9 protein-coding genes are annotated in these 16,863 nt (G+C 54.0%); 3 read left to right on the top strand and 6 right to left on the bottom strand.

The window, feature by feature from the left end; translation table 11 throughout:
* Positions 1-27: 27 nt before the first annotated feature.
* The 6 genes from KJY78_RS02525 to KJY78_RS02500 all read right to left on the bottom strand — a co-directional run bounded on the left by KJY78_RS02525 (position 28) and on the right by KJY78_RS02500 (position 10,176).
* Complete coding sequence (locus KJY78_RS02525) at positions 28-3,672, bottom strand: AAA domain-containing protein (RefSeq protein WP_214337018.1); 3,645 nt, start codon at positions 3,670-3,672, stop codon at positions 28-30.
* 212 nt (positions 3,673-3,884) lie between these two features.
* The gene (locus KJY78_RS02520; protein WP_214337017.1) at positions 3,885-6,644 is read right to left on the bottom strand and encodes an anchored repeat-type ABC transporter permease subunit; all 2,760 of its coding nucleotides are present in this window, start codon (positions 6,642-6,644) and stop codon (positions 3,885-3,887) included.
* Positions 6,644-7,399: an anchored repeat-type ABC transporter ATP-binding subunit gene (locus KJY78_RS02515; RefSeq protein WP_348771173.1), complete on the bottom strand. Its 756-nt coding sequence runs from the start codon at positions 7,397-7,399 to the stop codon at positions 6,644-6,646. Before KJY78_RS02515 ends, KJY78_RS02520 begins: the two co-directional genes overlap by 1 nt.
* Positions 7,389-8,381 (bottom strand): choice-of-anchor M domain-containing protein, encoded by a 993-nt coding sequence (locus KJY78_RS02510; RefSeq protein WP_214337016.1) that lies wholly within the window; start codon positions 8,379-8,381, stop codon positions 7,389-7,391. Before KJY78_RS02510 ends, KJY78_RS02515 begins: the two co-directional genes overlap by 11 nt.
* A 3-nt stretch (positions 8,382-8,384) precedes the next feature.
* Entirely contained in the window at positions 8,385-9,983 is a 1,599-nt protein-coding gene (locus tag KJY78_RS02505; protein WP_214337015.1) for an anchored repeat ABC transporter, substrate-binding protein, read from the bottom strand.
* Between the two features lie 19 nt (positions 9,984-10,002).
* Positions 10,003-10,176, bottom strand: a complete 174-nt coding sequence (locus KJY78_RS02500) for a hypothetical protein (RefSeq protein WP_214337014.1) — start codon at positions 10,174-10,176, stop codon at positions 10,003-10,005.
* A gap of 39 nt (positions 10,177-10,215) precedes the next feature.
* Here KJY78_RS02500 and KJY78_RS02495 point away from each other — a divergent pair, with 39 nt between their 5' ends.
* The 3 genes from KJY78_RS02495 (at position 10,216) to KJY78_RS02485 (ending at position 16,615) form a co-directional block, all read left to right on the top strand.
* Positions 10,216-11,439, top strand: a complete 1,224-nt coding sequence (locus tag KJY78_RS02495; protein WP_250544101.1) for an MFS transporter — start codon at positions 10,216-10,218, stop codon at positions 11,437-11,439.
* A gap of 107 nt (positions 11,440-11,546) precedes the next feature.
* Complete coding sequence (locus KJY78_RS02490) at positions 11,547-12,902, top strand: NAD-dependent succinate-semialdehyde dehydrogenase (protein WP_214337011.1); 1,356 nt, start codon at positions 11,547-11,549, stop codon at positions 12,900-12,902.
* Between the two features lie 143 nt (positions 12,903-13,045).
* The gene (locus KJY78_RS02485; RefSeq protein ID WP_214337009.1) at positions 13,046-16,615 is read left to right on the top strand and encodes a proline dehydrogenase family protein; all 3,570 of its coding nucleotides are present in this window, start codon (positions 13,046-13,048) and stop codon (positions 16,613-16,615) included.
* The last annotated feature ends 248 nt before the right edge of the window (positions 16,616-16,863 follow it).

Raw genomic sequence — 16,863 nt, 5'->3', positions numbered from 1 at the left:
CTTTTAAACGGAAAATAGCCTACAGCCCTAAATAATAACCTCCTTCGCACTGCTTTGGGCAGTAATATATCCGGATATATTAACAATATCTTCGGCGGTTACCGGTTGCGTATTACCCAGCTCGCGACTGCTAATGAGGTGCGCAGACCATTTTGCACGGCTGAGCGCAACATTGAGCCTGTTACGGCTCAACAAAAATCCGATACCGCGCGAGTTTTCATAGACCTCAGACGCCGCCATTGTCACAATGGAAATCTGCGCCTCCTGCCCTTGAAACTTATCCACCGTATTAACTCTGATATTCTCAATACCAGCCTCGATCAGCTTTTCTGTCACCAAATCAACCTGCGCCCGGAAAGGGGTGACAACAATAATATCAGCTTCGGTAATCGCCTGTGAGTTACCCTCTACAGATACCACTCGCGCTTTTTGCAGGGCATCCTGGCAGAGTCTCACAACAGCTTCGGCCTCTGCAACAGAAGAAACCGAGTTTCCCGAGTGTTCAACCGGATGCCAATAGCTCCCCGCCTCGTACCAGCCGCTAATTTCTGCGCGATCCGCACGCTTAGCAGCCTTCAGCTTACCGCCGTAACTAATGCGAGAAACCACGTCACACAGTTTCTCATTCATACGCCAGCTAGTGTCCAAAAAGTAGCCCCGTTCAGGAGGAATTATATCCGCGTTATTAACCAACCAGCCAAGCGCCGACTGCTCAATTGATAGCGGATGTTTAGCAACAGAAACCTGCGGCAATTGTTGCGGATCGCCAACGAGCAACAGGTTTTTAGCAGAGGTCAAACACGCCAGAGTCGAAATTAAACCAAACTGCCCGCCCTCGTCAACAACCAACAAATCAAGTTCTTTAACCGAAAAAAGCGTCCGCCCCGCGAAATTCCATGCGGTTCCGCCAACAACGAATCCGCGCCCAGCATCTTTTAACGAGTGCAGCTCTTTCACAAGGTCATCCTTCTCGTCTTTAAAATTCTTAAACTTTGCCTCTTTACACGTTTTAGCGTCTCTCTTTTTGAGAACTTGATCCCTCGGCACACCTGCAGAAACAACGCCGTTTAGCAGGTTTTCAACAACAGCGTGCGACTGCCCAACAACTCCAATACACCAACCGTGTTTAAGCACAAGGTTTCTAATAACCCTTGCCGAAACAAAAGTTTTGCCAGCTCCTGGGGGTCCTTGCACCGGCAACACTGAGTTATCAAGGCGCAAAACAGCATCCGTGATGGCGGCAATTTTAGGATCATCTGCGCCCTGTTCAAAACGCGCATACTCATCACTTCCCTGCTGTGCAATACCTTTTTTGTCCTTAGTGCGCGGTAAATTTCTCACCAACAACTCATATCCGGCATCTTGCACAGCCCCCTTATCAAGGCTGTCATTCAGATTAACTGCCCACGAATCCACCGCTTTACTGAGAATAACTGTGGGAATATTATCTGCTGGCAAAATTGCGCGCGGCGCAAATAGAATCTTGTCGCCTCTAGGAACTTTAATTTCAGCAACACCCTCCGCAATAGCACTAATTTTCGCTCTCTTAAGACATCTGCCGTTGAGTGTGTGTTGGTTTGCTCCCGGCACTGGCTGATCATAAACCAGATCGATATCCCTGCCCTCACCGTATTTTTTATACTTACTGCTTTTTTTATCAAAATAAACTGTTATAATCGACGACGCGGCAGCAGCCCCGTTCTGCTGCGTTTTAGCCTCATCAATTACAATCGCATCGCTTGATTCAGACCAGTTTTCAACCCCTGTTTCAAGCATTTCGCGACGCTGCATAGATTGTGCTTCTTCTTCTCTGGAATAGAATTTAAAAGACTCCGCAATCATTGCAAAAGCAATAGCTTCATCAGCCGAATTCGTCTCTAATGCGCGCTCTCTATAACGCCTAACGGTCTTATCAGTCTCCGTTTTAGGGATCAGTGTTTTCACAGGCGTCATAATGTTTGCTTGTGCAGTCGTGTCAATGAGCCAATTTTCACTGCCGCCCTGCTTTGCCTGCAGTAACCAATTATGCAGTTCTAGCAGGCTTTTGTTTTCTGCAAGCAGTTCATTTTCCAGCTCGCGCCTCAGAGAGTTATACTCAGCGCTGCCCGCCTCCAGCTCAATAAGTTTATTAAACTTTGGCAGGGTTATTTGCAGCGGCTCGATAACCTCCGCAGTGTTCGCTGGATTAAACACATTTTTCAAATTTTCAATAGCGTATTTTTCAACCCCTATATAAAAAGTATTCACAACGATCTTTCTCAGATCTACCAGTTTGTTCGTAACAAGCCATTTATTTAATTCCGTCTCTCCTATTTTGTGGCGCTCGCTCAAAGCTTTTAGTCTACGGAGCACATCGCCTCCGAAGTAGAAAACACGGCTTTCAGTGGATTTTCTAAGCTGCTCCTCTAGCGCCTTCATTAGCCAGTAAAAAAGCTCTCTCTCTTGCTCAAAATCAAAAGCCCACGCGGTTTTAAACTCTAGTTTATGGGCTACAGCATCCGCCTGACTAATCGCCATAAAATAGGTAATGCCCACATCGACAGGATCACCTGCGCTGTTTGAAATTGGAAGGTGATCGTTGTGCCCAAAGGTTACAAAAACATCTTTTGCGACCGTTTGCGGCACGATCAGATTTGCCATAGCGTCTGAAAAAGGCTTCCACAAAATCCCGCCTTCAGGGGTACGCAAACTCTGCCCGTAGCCCTGATACACCAACCTCTCAAACTCTGCATAGCTAATATTACCCGCAATCTTCTGATACGCAGCCCTTATTTCCTCCGCTGTTTTAATAGCTGAGCCGTCTTTTGCTTGTGTTCTAACAAGTTTGTTAATATCTGTAAAGCCATTCTGCAATAGGATTTTACGCTGGCTGTGCGTAATTCCAGCAATTAATCCAATATCGTTTTTAAGACGCATCTTCGCTAAACAAAACTCACACTCGAGACACGCTCTAATTGCGGGATTGCTAATATCAACAGGAGGCGCCGCGCGCCGCGCGCCGTTTGCATCACAGGCGTTATAGCGCTCCTGCAATACGGCGTAGGCTTTTGATTTCATCTGTGCAAGTACGCCGTTGATATCATACAGCTTATGCTCTGTAACGCTCTTATCACCGTGCAAAAGCGCAACCAGCGGATGCACCGCGATATCGTTTTGCGCTAGCTGTTCAGCGTAGGCTGCGAGCTGCAACAGTGCGCTCGCGCGGGCTTTACGCGAAAATTTAGTGTCTTGCACTTGATATGAACCGTCTGACTGGCGCACGAGAAAATCCCCGTAGCCTAAAAAACCAAACCTTAGACGCCCAGGTTTCGTATCCGCCTGCGCCGCTGAATCGTAGAAAACAGCCTGATAGACAACATCTGCCCCGTTTTTAAGAGCAGCTAAGGTCGTTTCGTGTGCAAGCTCTAAATCAGCTTCGCCTTTCCCATCACCGCACTCTTCACTAATATCAACAACCGTGTCGTAGATCTTACGATACTCCGCCAGCTGTTCTTCCTCATGCTTAAAGCCTAGCTTGCTGGTGTACTCAAGCACCTCGTTACGAGGCTCTGCGGGGATCTCAACATCTCGCCCAAGCAATTTATCGAAGCGCCGCAAAAACCCAAACTCGCACAGCATAAAACTATTAATATCGCTCGGCGATAAAATAACTCGATTAGGCTGATACCTCATACAGCAAGTCTATTGCAAGGGCAAGCAAAATCATACGCCCCAGGCTGCGCCAACCTTTTTGCGTCGCTGCTCTGACCAACCCGCAGGTTAACCTCAACACTGAAGCTATCTAAAGCCATATTTTCCTCATTGGTTAGTTATACAAGCGGGCTAATTATGCTCGCCGATTAGACTTAGCGCAAGCCCCGCAGACAGCGCAAACCCGGCAGACTCTACACCCTATACCTTTTAAGAATCTGCGCCGTGCCATAAACTATCCCGCCAATAATGAGCATCCCCAGCGCGCCCAACCCGGCGGCCTGCCAAGTTGTAATCCCTGTCTGCACGTTCAGCCGGTCAAGAATAGCCTGCTGCTCGGCAGGGCTCAGCTGCGCAAACTCCTCAGGACTAATCCCCTGTTTTTTAAGCGCCTCAGCAGCTTTTGCGCCAAGCTGCACAGCAGCCGCTTTTTTAGCCACGCTATTTTTTTTAGCCTGCGCGCCCGACTTTACCTGCTGCGCAGTCTCGTTATAAACAGGAATCTCGTTGGCAACCCGCCTACTATCAGCAGTCCCGGCAGATCCGTCAATGCCGCACAACGCATCCGCCAGCGAAACATCACCAACCCTAAAGGTGTAAGTCCGAGTTGCCGTGTGAATTGTGGCTCCCGTGCTGGGGTCTGTGAGCTGCGCGCTCGCGCGCAACTGGTACACTCCCTGGTGCGTAAAAACCCACTGCGCGTGCGTGTGCGCAGGGCGCGGCTCGTGAATAACACCCGGCAAGCCAGTTCCGCCGTGCGTTAGCAGGCTGCGCACCCCGCCAAAACTGTTCTGCGTGAAAAGGTGCACACTGCCCGGGCCACGCACGCTTTCAATACTGATTTTCACGTCGGTGTAGCTGCTGCCGCGAGTATCGTTGGTGTCCCACCCTGGCCACGGTAAATCGTGACGCTGCGTCACGGGCAGTACGTATCCGCTGCCCGCTCCGGGTGATCCAGCGGGAATGCTCGTGCGCGCGTGCTCGCCAACGCTCACAACAACTCCCTCAGGCTCGCGCAAAATGTGACGCCCTGTAACATCCTCTTTGAGCTGCAGAGTTGCTACCCGCCCGACCGCCGTGACGTTAAACAGGTCGATGTGCCCACGGGTGAAGTCCGAACTCGGAGAGCACACCTCAGTTGCCACTGCGCTGGGCAGCTGCGATTGCGCGTCAGGCGCGGTTGGTTGCGGCTGCACAGGTGACGGAACTGATGCCTGCGGCTGCTCATCTGCCGGTTTTTCTGGCAGCGGATCCGGCTGCGCCGGGCTAGTATCATGATTTGCATGATCTACGTTCGGCACAACAGGATCAGCACCGGATTCATCCCCACCATTATCGGGCTTTGGCGCACCATCCGCTACAAACAAATCAGCTAAGTTATCGGGCAACTCACCAACCACGAACACGTAGCTTGCGCTCGCACTCTGCTGCTCACCTTTAATCTTGGCACTCATTTCAAAGGTGAGGTAGTAAACTCCCTCTTTAGTAAACGCCCAGTTAGCGTGCGCGTGCTGCGGCGCGTGCATCTGCCACGGCACCAGCTCGGTTACAGAACTGAACAGGCGATCCGGCCCGGTTATACCGTGCTGGAAAATCTCAAGCGCTCCGGGACCTTTCACAGACTTCAACTTAACCGCAATTGCGCCCTCGCCAACGGCCGTGACAACAGACTCATCCTCGGTGTTAAAACCCAACCAGATAAGGCTCTGATCCTGCTGCTGTGGCGCCAACCAAACATTTTCACCCGGCTTTCCTAAAAACTCGAAGTCTGCGTCATCTGGCAGCTCCTGTTTGGCTTGTGATGCCAGATGAAAAACCGTTTTGCCGGGATCTAAGCGAGATCCCCGGTCAATAACGCCATCGCCGTCAGTATCAACATCGGCAGCGCCTGCCAACACGAGCTTACCCTTATCAACGTACGCCGAAACCGCGTCGGCGTGCACAGAGCCAATAACCCTAATCTCATCCTCCCGCGTTTGTGCCGCCACGGGAGCAGCCGACAACGCGCCACCAACTGTTGCGATCGCAAAAACACAGACCGCAACCGCGCCCGCGACAACAGCGGTGCACGACTTTTTAACACCGGGGTTCAAGTTCTTTCGCCGCGCTGCTGCCGCCCGCAAAACACCGTGTTTTGGCGCAAGTAGAAATGCTATAAAGAACATTGCGGTGGCAACGAGCACTATTGATCCGCCCGCGGGCAGACCATACCCCCAAGAAAAATACATTCCGGTTACGGCGGCAAAAATACCGAAAACAGGGGCGATTGTCATCATAACTCCAAATTTGCTGGTTAGTAATCGGGCGGTTGCAGCTGGCGTTATCAGCAGCGCCAGCACCAGCACGTTGCCAATGGCCTGCACGGAAATAACAACGGCAACGGCAACGGCAACGTGCAAAATAATCTCAATTGTACCAACGCGCACACCCGCAGCGAGCGCCAGCTCACGATCGAGCGTGGCAAGCACGAGCGGGCGATGGATCAGCGCGAGCAGCAGCAACAGCGCAAGCGCAATCGCCGCCACCGTAATCACATCTGACAGGGTTACGGAGGTTATCGAGCCGAACAAAAACTGCTGCAGGCTGCCGGCGTATCCCGGCGCGAAAGAGATAATAACAACCCCCAAACCGAACGCGAAGGAAAACAGCACGCCGATCACAGTGTCATTTTTAAGGCGCGGATGCTGCGAGAAAAGCGCCACCAGAGCGGCGGTTACAATTCCCGCGAGAGCTCCGCTAATAAGCAAATTAGCCTGCAACACAAAGGCTATTGCAAGCCCGGGAAAAACCGCGTGCGCAACAGCGTCACCGATAAACGCCATACCGCGTAAAACCACGTAGCAACCCAGCACCGCGCACACAATGCTCGAGGCAACAGCAACCGCCAGGGCGCGCGCTAAAAACTGCAGATCACTGTTTGTTAGATCCGCTATAAAATCAATAATTGACGGCACTATTTAACTCCCAACGCGGCCAACAGCTGGTGCTCTCTGGCAATTTCAAACGTTTCTTGCCAGGCTCGCGCGTTGTTGGCAAGCGCGGCAGGGGTATCCATCGCGTACACGGTGCCACGCAGTAAACACAGGTGTGAACAAGAGTTTTTGGCGCCGATTAGCTCGTGCGTTGTCATAATCACCGTTTTGCCGGTTTTTGCTAGCTCGCCAAACAGTGTTTGCAACCCGTCACTCGTGGGCATATCCAGCCCGGTAAAAGGCTCGTCAAGCAGTAGCAGCTCAGGGTCACTGACCAGTGCGCGTGCAACCAGCACGCGCTGCCGCTGCCCGCCGGAAAGTTCTGCCACCGGGCGATCCGCTAAATCTGTGATCTCAGCCTGCTGCAGCGCCGCATACACTTTTTTGTAATGCGCTTGAGTTGCCCGGCGCAAAAACCCGAGCTGCGCGTACAGCCCCGTCATCACGGTTTCGCTCACGCTGATTGGAAAATCCCACGCAAAATCATGCCGCTGCGGCACGTAACCGATTTTTGCCGAGTGGGGTCTTGTGCTCTGCTTGCCGTTTTGTGACGTGAACAGAATGCTGCCCGCAGCTATTTTCTGCAGCCCTAAAATGCTGCGCAGCAGGGTTGTTTTGCCCGCGCCGTTAGGGCCTATTAGAGCAACATAATCACCCGCGCCCGCGCGCATATTAACATCGTGCAAAACCGTGCGATCTGCGAGCCTAACAGCTACTTTTTGCAGCTCAACTAGCACTCAAATCGCCTCCCACGGCGGTTTGCGCACCGATTTCAAACTCGGCTTTTGCGAGCTTTTTCGCGCGCGCCTGCACAACCAGAATAAGCACAATCGCGCCCAGCAAAACAGCGCCAACAACGGCAATCAGCACAACAACAAGCGACTGTATACCAGCCTGCGCCGGAGCATCCTGCGCGCCCGGCTCACTCTGCTGTGCGACAGGCAGTTCTGGCTGCCCGGTTGCTGTGAACGCGGTTAGCGGATCCGTTTCATCGCCAACAGCAAACTGTAGCGTGCCAGTTGCCTGTTGTGTTGATCCGTCAGCCATCTGCATTTGGAAGGCAACATCTATTGCATAAGCGCCCGGCTTGGTGAAAACCCAGTTCGCGTGCACATGAGAGTTCTTTTCTATCCACACCGAGCTGAGCTTTTCTTGCGTTGTGCTCCACAGCAAATCTGGCTCGCTAAAGTTGCCAGACTGCAGGTAAACACTAACCTCGCCCGGACCGCGCACCGCCAGAACATCCATTTTCACGCCCGCTCCAAGAACTGCCAGCAGAGCCGGCTCCTGCGTGTTCCAACCTGGCCACACAGTGCCCACCTGTTGCGTCTGTGGCAACACCCACACCGGCTCGCCCGCGGCCGCACCAATAAAGCTGTATGCAGCATCACTCGGAGTCATAGTCTTCGCATTATCTTTGGCGTACAGCACAACATCCTCTGGCTTACGCCACAGTGGCGCATCCCCGCTATCATCGCGGATCAGCAGTAGCGGCGCGCCCTGCCCGGTTGTGGGACCAAAATCCACGTGCCCGTCATCCCGCACAACTTTGCCATCGCCCAGCTGCTCAGCCGCGTCGATCTCCTGCTCCAGCCCGGGATCGTTATCCTCTGCGTGAAACAACCCACCAGCTGCCACAAGCGGCGATATTAAAAGCGTTGCCAACAGCCCAATCGCGGCTGCTACCTGACGTATATACTGCCCGTATCGATGCCACATAGGCTATCCTCCAGCTCCATTTAAACACGCAACAATTTTTTTAGTATTGTCCAACATCAGCGCTTCATAAGTCTGAATCTCGCCATCTAGGGTCTGATCCCGTAGCACACACGCGGTGATACCAGCCTGTCTGGCCAGCAGCTCAGCATCCTGCACGTCACGCCCAACCTGGGTGCTCGCAAAAACCGCGTTCGCCCCGCTGTCTCGAACGGTTTGTACAAGCTGTTTATAGGTTTTTAGCGATGGATCATCACCCTGGCTCTGCCGTACATAACCCGCTGCCTGCAACCCATACGCCGCCGCATAGTATGCGTGGCTGTTCTGCGATGTTATCAACACCCGTTTCAACTCAAGCACGCCGGCCAGTTGCGTGGTTATCTGCTCGTCAAGCGTGGCAAGTCTCGCGCTGTACTTATCGGCATTCACGCGATATGTCACAGCATTTTGCGGATCAGCTTTGATCAGCGCATCACGAATCGCCGCAACATAACTGCGAGCGTTGTGCGCGCTGTGCAGCAGGTGCGGATCTATTTCACCGTGCTTGTGCCGCGCCAAAACGGCCTGCGGCAGCTGATACACCTGCGCGCCAGGCTCACCCAGGAAGCTATACCCCTCATCCTGCGGCACACTGTGCAGGGTCTTGCTCGGCACCGCAATCACCGCATTCTGCAGTTTTGCCGCGGTGTCGTGCGCATGCGAATCGCCCTGCGAGTGCGCGTGATTAGATCCACCCTCCGCGCTCAGCCGCAGTTTCATTATCGACAAATCAGCTGTAATATCTGCGTGACCGGCATCAATAATCGTTTCGCGAGTCTCGCTAACGGCCTGATACGGACTCACTCCCACCGCAAAAACAAGCCGCCCAGAGCCTATTTTCTGCGGCGGCGCACCTGCGCTCTCGCGCAAGCGCGCGTTAATATTAAGCTCGTAAATGCCCGGCTCTGTGAAAGCCCAGCTCATGTGCGTGTGCGCTGTTACCGGCAGCCGCACAGTGTCAGCAACGTAGTCGCTACCCTCATCAAAACCGTCTGCCGAATTGAAAAACAGTTCCGGCTTGCCAAAACTGCCGGTTATGTATCCGCTCGCACGCCCCGGGCCTTTAACGCCCCTCACCTGTATTTCTGTGACCGCGTCGTGCGGTAGGCTCTTGGATGCGCCGCGTGAGGCGAGCCCGAGCCAAACGGTGTCGAGGCTCTGATCCTCAATCAGCGGAATCACGTTTGCGGCGTGCTTAACCGACTCCTCCACTAAATCAACGCGGGCAGCCCCGGCGCGCAAGTGGGTTTTGAGCGCGGCATTAACCCGCGGATCCTCGTACTGCTCATAGTTTGTGAGCGCAACATCCGCCCCGCTAATTGCCCTCACATCGCGGATACTGGGATCATAATTTTGCGGATCACCCCCCGCCGGAACAACCGCAGTAACTTCGGCTTTATCCCCAGCGATATTGCGAGTAATATCCTGTAGCACCTGGGTGCTTGTAACAACTCGCAACTTGGAATTAACGGATGGGGCTGCGCCCTGCTGTGAGCACGCACCTAGACTAAAGCACACTACGAGGGCGATCGCACCGCGCAGTAGCTGCTTGTCTCTTCTAAGCATATCCTCCACAACTCACGCTCTAATTGATATTAATTATCATTATTATAGTATAAGAATTAATCTCATCTGCAAACCACAAGCGGCGGCGTTTACTACGCCCTGCCGCGAGCAGCGCATCCGCCGTATCCGCATCCGCAGCCATCTCACACACCGCGCACGCCGTATCAACCGCATCCGCCGTGCTCCTGCGCAAAGTAGCGCACAAAAACTTTTTCTAATAGTCTAAAAAGTGATGAATATTTACAAGCAGCTGCACAAAATTCCCGGCATCTGGCGCGTCCTGGTTTCACAGCTTATTGCGCGCCTGCCAGCAGGTATGCTCACGCTTGTGCTGCTGCTGCACATGGAGCTGAAGTTTCACAGCTACGCCACGGGTGGAATTGTGCTGGCCGCAATCTGCATCGGGCAGGCTATCACAGGCCCCGTCACCAGCCGCTGGCTGGGGCGCTGGGGAATGCGTCCCGTGCTGCTCGTCACAACCCTGCTCCACACCGCCACGATGACCGCCATCGCGCTCGTCAACTCAACCATAAGCGTTTATGTTGCGCTCGCGTTTGTGCTAGGGGTCACAGTGCCACCGATCGCCTCGGCAACCCGCACAATATACCCCAAAATGGTACCCGGCAAACTACTCTCGGGGCTCTATTCGCTAGACGCAAGCGCGCAGGAAATAATCTGGGTTGCCGGCCCGGTGGTCGCGGTTTTGATAGCAATTCAAACAACCCCGGCAATCGCGCTGTTGTTCATCGCAGGGATCACGATTTTTGGCGGCATTCTGCTCATCACCGCGCCCACCGTTGGCTCGGTTACAATTCCGCCCGCCAGGCGTAAAATGGGGGCTGTGCTCGGGCACAAAACGGTGCGGCTGTCAACCCTGGTTGGATTTTTGTACATTGCCTCGTTCGCGGCTCTTGAGGCGGGAGTTGTCGCTATCTACGGGCACGAAGGCGCACAGGGCGGATTGATTCTGGGGCTTAACGCTTGCGGCTCTCTAATTGGCGGTGTGATTGTGGGGCATCGCGCCCTCAACCGCTGGAGCATTCCCGCCAGAATGGCGATTGTGCTCGTTGGCAACGCGCTGTGCCTGGTCTCGCTGGACACGATCTGGCTCTGTTTTGCCGCTTTTGTTGGCGGATTGGGAGCTGCCCCGACATTCGCCGCACTGGCAAGCCTAGTCAGCTCCACAGTGAAATTTTCCGAGACCGCGGAAGCTTTCGGGTGGACAGCAACAGGGCAGCTTGTTGGCGCGGCAATTGGCGCGGCTCTGGCCGGGTATTACATTGACCAGATCGGTCCGCGCGGCGCGTTCCTGGTGGCGCTTGTGAGTGTTACCGGCGCAATCGTAGTAGCTCTGCTGGGTAACCGCGTGGTTCCCAACCTGCAAAACAAAGACGCAAGCCCAATCCCCGATACCGAGCAAATCTCAACGGTTGAGCCGCCGCGCGCGATTGGATAACGGGTCATTTTGTGCGGCATTCAGTTAATTTCTAACTTCAGCGACACAAAGTGTGCCAGAATAGTACGTGACAGTAGACACGGTAGTTCACTGAAAGGGTGATCTTTATGACTAATTACGCAGTAATAAACCCAGCAACCGGCGACAAAGTCGCCGACTACGGCGTTGCTACCGACGCCGAAATATCGGAGGCGCTCGAAAAAGCTCACAGGAGCTATCACGAGTGGGCACGCAAAACAACCGTTGCTGAGCGTGCCAAACTCCTCAAGAAACTAGCCCAGTTGCATCTTGACAGGCAGGATGAACTCGCGGCTATTTTCCACCGCGAAATGGGCAAACCGCTCGAGCAGTGTAAAGGCGAGGTTGAGTTCTCCGCCGGCATTATCGAGTCGTTTGCTGATAACGCAGAAGAATGGCTGAAAGACGATGTGCTCTCGGTTGCAGACGGTCTTAAAACCGTTGTTAAGCGACATGGGCTCGGCGTTATTCTCGGTATTATGCCTTGGAACTACCCGTTCTACCAGGTTGCGCGCTTCGCAGCTCCTGTGTTGGCAGTTGGCAACACAGTTGTGCTCAAACACGCTGAGCAATGCCCAGAAACCGCGCTCGCACTGGCTGAACTTTTTAAAGCAGCTGGTTTCCCCGAGGGCGCTTATGTGAACGTGTTCGCAAGCCACGATCAGATCTCTGACATTATCAAAGACGATCGTATTGCGGCTGTTTCCCTTACCGGATCAGAGCGCGCAGGCGCAATCGTTGCTGAGCAGGCAGGGCGTGCGCTCAAAAAGTGCGTGCTCGAGCTTGGCGGATCTGACGTGTTCATCGTACTCGATGTGAAAGACATCGACTCTGCGGTTGAGTACGCGGTTGCAGGACGCATGGAAAACACCGGGCAGGCCTGTAACGGATCAAAACGTATCGTTGTGCTTGACAGCGTGTATGACGAGTTTGCTGAAAAGTTCAAGGCAAAAATTGTCGGGCAGTGCTCAAAGAACGGTGATTACGGTCCGCTTTCCAGCGCCAAAGCGACTGAGACTCTCACCAAACAGGTGCAGAACGCGCTTGATCAGGGAGCTGAGTTGCTCGTGGGCGACAACAGACCTGAGGGCAACTGGTACACTCCCAGTGTGATTGCAGGAGTTACCCCTGAGATGGATGTTTACTCGCAGGAGCTTTTCGGTCCAGTTGCGCAGCTCTACCGCGTATCCAGCGACGAAGAGGCAATTAAGCTTGCTAACAGCTCGCCATACGGTCTCGGCAGCGTTGTTATGTGTGACGACGTTAGGCGCGCTGAAAAAGTAGGCGATCAGTTGGATGTTGGGATGGTGTTCATTAACGCATCAGGGCTTGAGGGTGTTGATGTGCCGTTTGGCGGCGTTAAGAAATCCGGTTACGGACGCGAGATCGGTAAATACGGTATCGACGAGTTTGCCAACAAAAAACTGTACCGTTTCGCAGCATAAGCGATAGCTCAGGCATGAGCAAGGGTGACGTTCGTTTCTAAAGCGAGCGTCACCCTTGCGCCTGTATAACATATTTCACCCGCGAAAACTGTTTCACTTAAAGCACAATTATCCGCGCAGAACAACAGAAAGGCTTCGCCTGTATGACATCCGACGCTCACCACATCCGCCCCCAAGACTTAAGCGATGAGGCTATTAAGCTCGTCAAGCGCTGGCTTAGCGAAGCGCAACACGTGCCAACCGATTCTTCTGCGAAACAGCTTGCCGGAGTGCTGCAGGATTCGCACGGGCTCGACTTCACCATCGGCTTTGTTGACGGCGTTGTGCGCCCCGAAGACAAGCGGTCCGCAGCTGCTAAGATGCGTGAAATATCGGCGATAACGCCGCAGTTTTTGCCCGCCCCACTGCGCGGCGCAGTGAAACTGGGCGGCACTCTTGCGCCTCTTGCACCACAGGTTGTTGTGCCAATAGCACAAAAGGTTTTGCGCCAGATGGTGAGCCATCTGATTATTGACGCAACGCCCGCAAAACTCGGGCGGGCAATCGCGAAAATCAAACAGCGCGGAGTAGGTCTAAACATCAACCTCCTCGGAGAAGCTATTCTCGGGCAGAAAGAGGCGACCAGGCGACTCGCGGGAACAACCGAGATTCTAGCTCGCGACGACGTGGACTATGTTTCAATTAAGGTTTCCGCAACTGTTGCCCCCCACAACCGCTGGGCATTCGACGCAGCTGTTGCGCACATCACAGAGGAGCTACTCCCCCTCTACCGTCTGGCCATCAAAGACCAGGCAAAGCAGAAGTTCATCAACCTTGACATGGAAGAGTACAAAGATCTCGACCTGACCATCGCCGTTTTCACCAAGATTCTTGAACGCCCCGAGTTCAAGTCGCTATCCGCAGGTATTGTGCTACAGGCGTACCTGCCAGATGCTCTCAGCGCAATGATTGAGCTGCAAGAGTGGGCGCAGCGGCGCGTTACTGACGGTGGCGCGCCAATTAAAGTGCGCGTTGTGAAGGGCGCAAACCTCCCCATGGAGATCGTTGACGCAACCCTGCACGGCTGGGAAAGCGCAACCTGGAGCACCAAACAAGAGTCAGACACCAGCTACAAAGCAGTTATCGACTACGCACTGCACCCTGAGCGCGTTAAAAACGTACGGCTCGGTGTTGCAGGTCACAACCTCTTTGACATCGCTCTGGCGTGGCTGCTGGCTAAAAAACGCAACGCGGTAAGCGGTATCGAGTTTGAAATGCTGCTCGGCATGGCAACCGCACAAGCCGAGGTTATTAAACGCGAGGTTGGCTCGCTGCTGCTGTACGTTCCGGTTGTAAAACCGCAGGAATTTGATGTTGCAATCGCCTATCTGATCCGCCGCCTCGAAGAAGGCGCCAGCCAGGAAAACTTTATGAGCGCGGTATTTGAGATCAGCAGCAACAGTGTGCTGTTCGCGCGCGAAAAAGACCGCTTCTTGGCGTCTCTTGCTGAGTTAGCAAAAATCACAGCGGATGGTAACCCCGAGAACTACAGCGTACCGGTTCCAAATCGCCAACAGGATCGCCGCAGCTACGACAGCGACGGTCTTGCCGCTCGAGTCAAAGCCAAGGTTGAGGCGGGCAAGCGTGGCGAGTTTAGCAACACCCCCGACACCGATCCTGACCTGCCAGGAAACCGCGAGTGGGGGCGTGAAATTGCCTCTCGCATGGTTAGCTCCGAGCTGGGCAAAGACCTGGTCGCAAAAGCCTTTGTGAAAGACTCGCAAGCCCTTAATAAAATCCTCGCAGACGGCGTTAAAGCCGCAACTTCATGGCAGAATCTAGGGGCGGAGAAGCGCGCCGAGATTCTGTGCAAAGCCGGTGAAATACTCGAGCAGCAGCGCGCGCTGCTGCTCGAAGTTATGGGATCTGAGTGCGGCAAAACTATCGATCAGAGCGACCCTGAAATCTCTGAGGCGATCGATTTTGCTAACTACTACGCTATGCTCGGGCAGCAGCTAGAGCGGGTTGACGGCGCAAAAACTGTGCCGCAAAAACTCGTTGCGGTAATTCCGCCGTGGAATTTTCCCGCCGCTATCACTGCCGGCGGTATTCTTGCGGGTCTGGCATCTGGCGCATCCGTTATTGTGAAGCCAGCAAGTAACGCGGCTCGCACCGGCGCGCTGATCGTTGCCGCGCTGTGGGAGGCTGGCGTGCCACGCAATGTGCTGCAGTTTGTGCAGTTTAGCAACTACAACCTCGCCTCTGAGCTGGTAAGTGATCCACAAATCGACAGGCTAATTCTGACCGGCTCGTATGAAACCGCGGTTAAGTTCCGTAAAATGCGTCAGGATCTGCCAATTCTCGCCGAAACAAGCGGCAAGAACGCGATTATCGTAACCCCGAACGCAGATCTCGATCTGGCTGCAAAAGACGTTGCGCAGAGCGCGTTTGGGCACGCCGGGCAGAAGTGTTCCGCAGCCTCACTAGTAATTCTTGTGGGCTCGGTTGCGAACTCTAAGCACTTTAAGCATCAGCTGCTTGACGCTGTTAAGTCAATCAAGGTGGGCAGCCCAGAAGACTTAGACACCCAGATGGGTCCTGTTATCGCGCCGCCTAAAGACAAGCTGCTCCGCGGGCTCACAGAACTGAGCGCGGGCGAGAAATGGATTATTAAACCCGAACCGCTGCAGCACAGCAGCCCGCTTTCTAAAACCGCCAACGGTGAAACCAAGCTCTGGAGTCCGGGTGTGCGCGCGGGTGTGAAACGCGGCAGCGAGTATCACCTGACCGAGTATTTCGGTCCGATTCTTGGCATTATGACCGCGGCAACGCTCGACGAAGCAATATCTATTGTGAACGATATTGAATACGGGCTAACAGGCGGTCTGCATTCGCTTGACAGCGGTGAAATGGCGCAGTGGCTGTCACGCATCGAAGTTGGCAACGCCTACATTAACCGCGGAATTACGGGCGCTATTGTGCGCCGGCAGCCGTTTGGCGGCTGGAAGAAGAGCGCCATCGGCGCTGGCTATAAGGCAGGCGGTCCCAACTACCTGCACGGTCTAGTGGAGTGGCAGGATGCGCCAACGCAGCAGGCAACGCCCGCAAAACTGCACACTCGCAACTCTGACTACGCACGCGCAGCAGAAGAGGCCGGCGCGAACGACACCGAGGTGGCGTGGCTGGCGTCCGCTCTCGCGAGCGATACGGCGGCTTTTGCTCAGGAGTTTGGTATTAACCGCGACACCTCAGAGCTTGGTATAGAGCGCAATATCCTGCGCTATCTGCCAACTCCGGTTGTTATCAGGGTGAGCGCAAACACGCCGCTCACGCACACGCTACGAGTTGTTGCGGCGGGTGTTACCGCAGGATCGCTGCTTAAAGTTAGCACTGCTGAGAGCCTCCCCGAGCACGTTGCGAAGCTGCTCGAGCACCTCAATGTTGCCCACCAGCAGCAGAGCACCGCGGAGTTTAACCAGACCGTTGTGCGCGAGCTATCGCAAAAGCAGGCAGCGGATTATCGCGTGCGCGTAATCGGAAGCGCTGCGGAGAAATCAGCCGAGCTTAACGCGCTGTACACCGCAACAGAAGGTTCGCCAGATGTTTCGGTTTATGCGGCGGATGTTGTGCGCGCGGGCCGGGTTGAGCTGCTGCCGTTTATGCGCGAGCAGGCTGTGTCGATTACCGCACACAGGTTCGGCACCCCAAACCAGCTTAGCGAGGGCATAATCTAAGTCACAGTAGCTAGTTGTAGCTGCCTTTACTAGCAACCACAGACGCAGCTCGTATCGCATTTAAGTGCGTGCGTTCAGAACCGGACACCCGCACTTTTAGTTGTGCAACACACCTATTTACACGCGCGCACCTGTGAAACAATATCATTCCCTGCTACTAAATATTCGCGCTCCTCGCGTAAAACACCCGCACTTTTAAGTTGTGAAACATTCCTATCTACACGAGCGTACTTGTGAAACACTCCCCT

This window comes from Canibacter zhuwentaonis, assembly GCF_018531145.1.
GTDB classification, from domain to species: domain Bacteria; phylum Actinomycetota; class Actinomycetes; order Actinomycetales; family Microbacteriaceae; genus Canibacter; species Canibacter zhuwentaonis.
This window is presented reverse-complemented; position numbering and strand designations above follow the sequence as displayed.

Excerpts from the sequence above, each read along its gene's own strand:
- KJY78_RS02525 (WP_214337018.1), bottom strand. The coding sequence starts at position 3,672 with ATGAGGTATCAGCCTAATCGAGTTATTTTATCGCCGAGCGATATTAAT.
- KJY78_RS02510 (WP_214337016.1), bottom strand. The coding sequence starts at position 8,381 with ATGTGGCATCGATACGGGCAGTATATACGTCAGGTAGCAGCCGCGATT.
- KJY78_RS02505 (WP_214337015.1), bottom strand. The coding sequence starts at position 9,983 with ATGCTTAGAAGAGACAAGCAGCTACTGCGCGGTGCGATCGCCCTCGTA.
- KJY78_RS02495 (WP_250544101.1), top strand. The coding sequence starts at position 10,216 with ATGAATATTTACAAGCAGCTGCACAAAATTCCCGGCATCTGGCGCGTC.
- KJY78_RS02490 (WP_214337011.1), top strand. The coding sequence starts at position 11,547 with ATGACTAATTACGCAGTAATAAACCCAGCAACCGGCGACAAAGTCGCC.
- KJY78_RS02485 (WP_214337009.1), top strand. The coding sequence starts at position 13,046 with ATGACATCCGACGCTCACCACATCCGCCCCCAAGACTTAAGCGATGAG.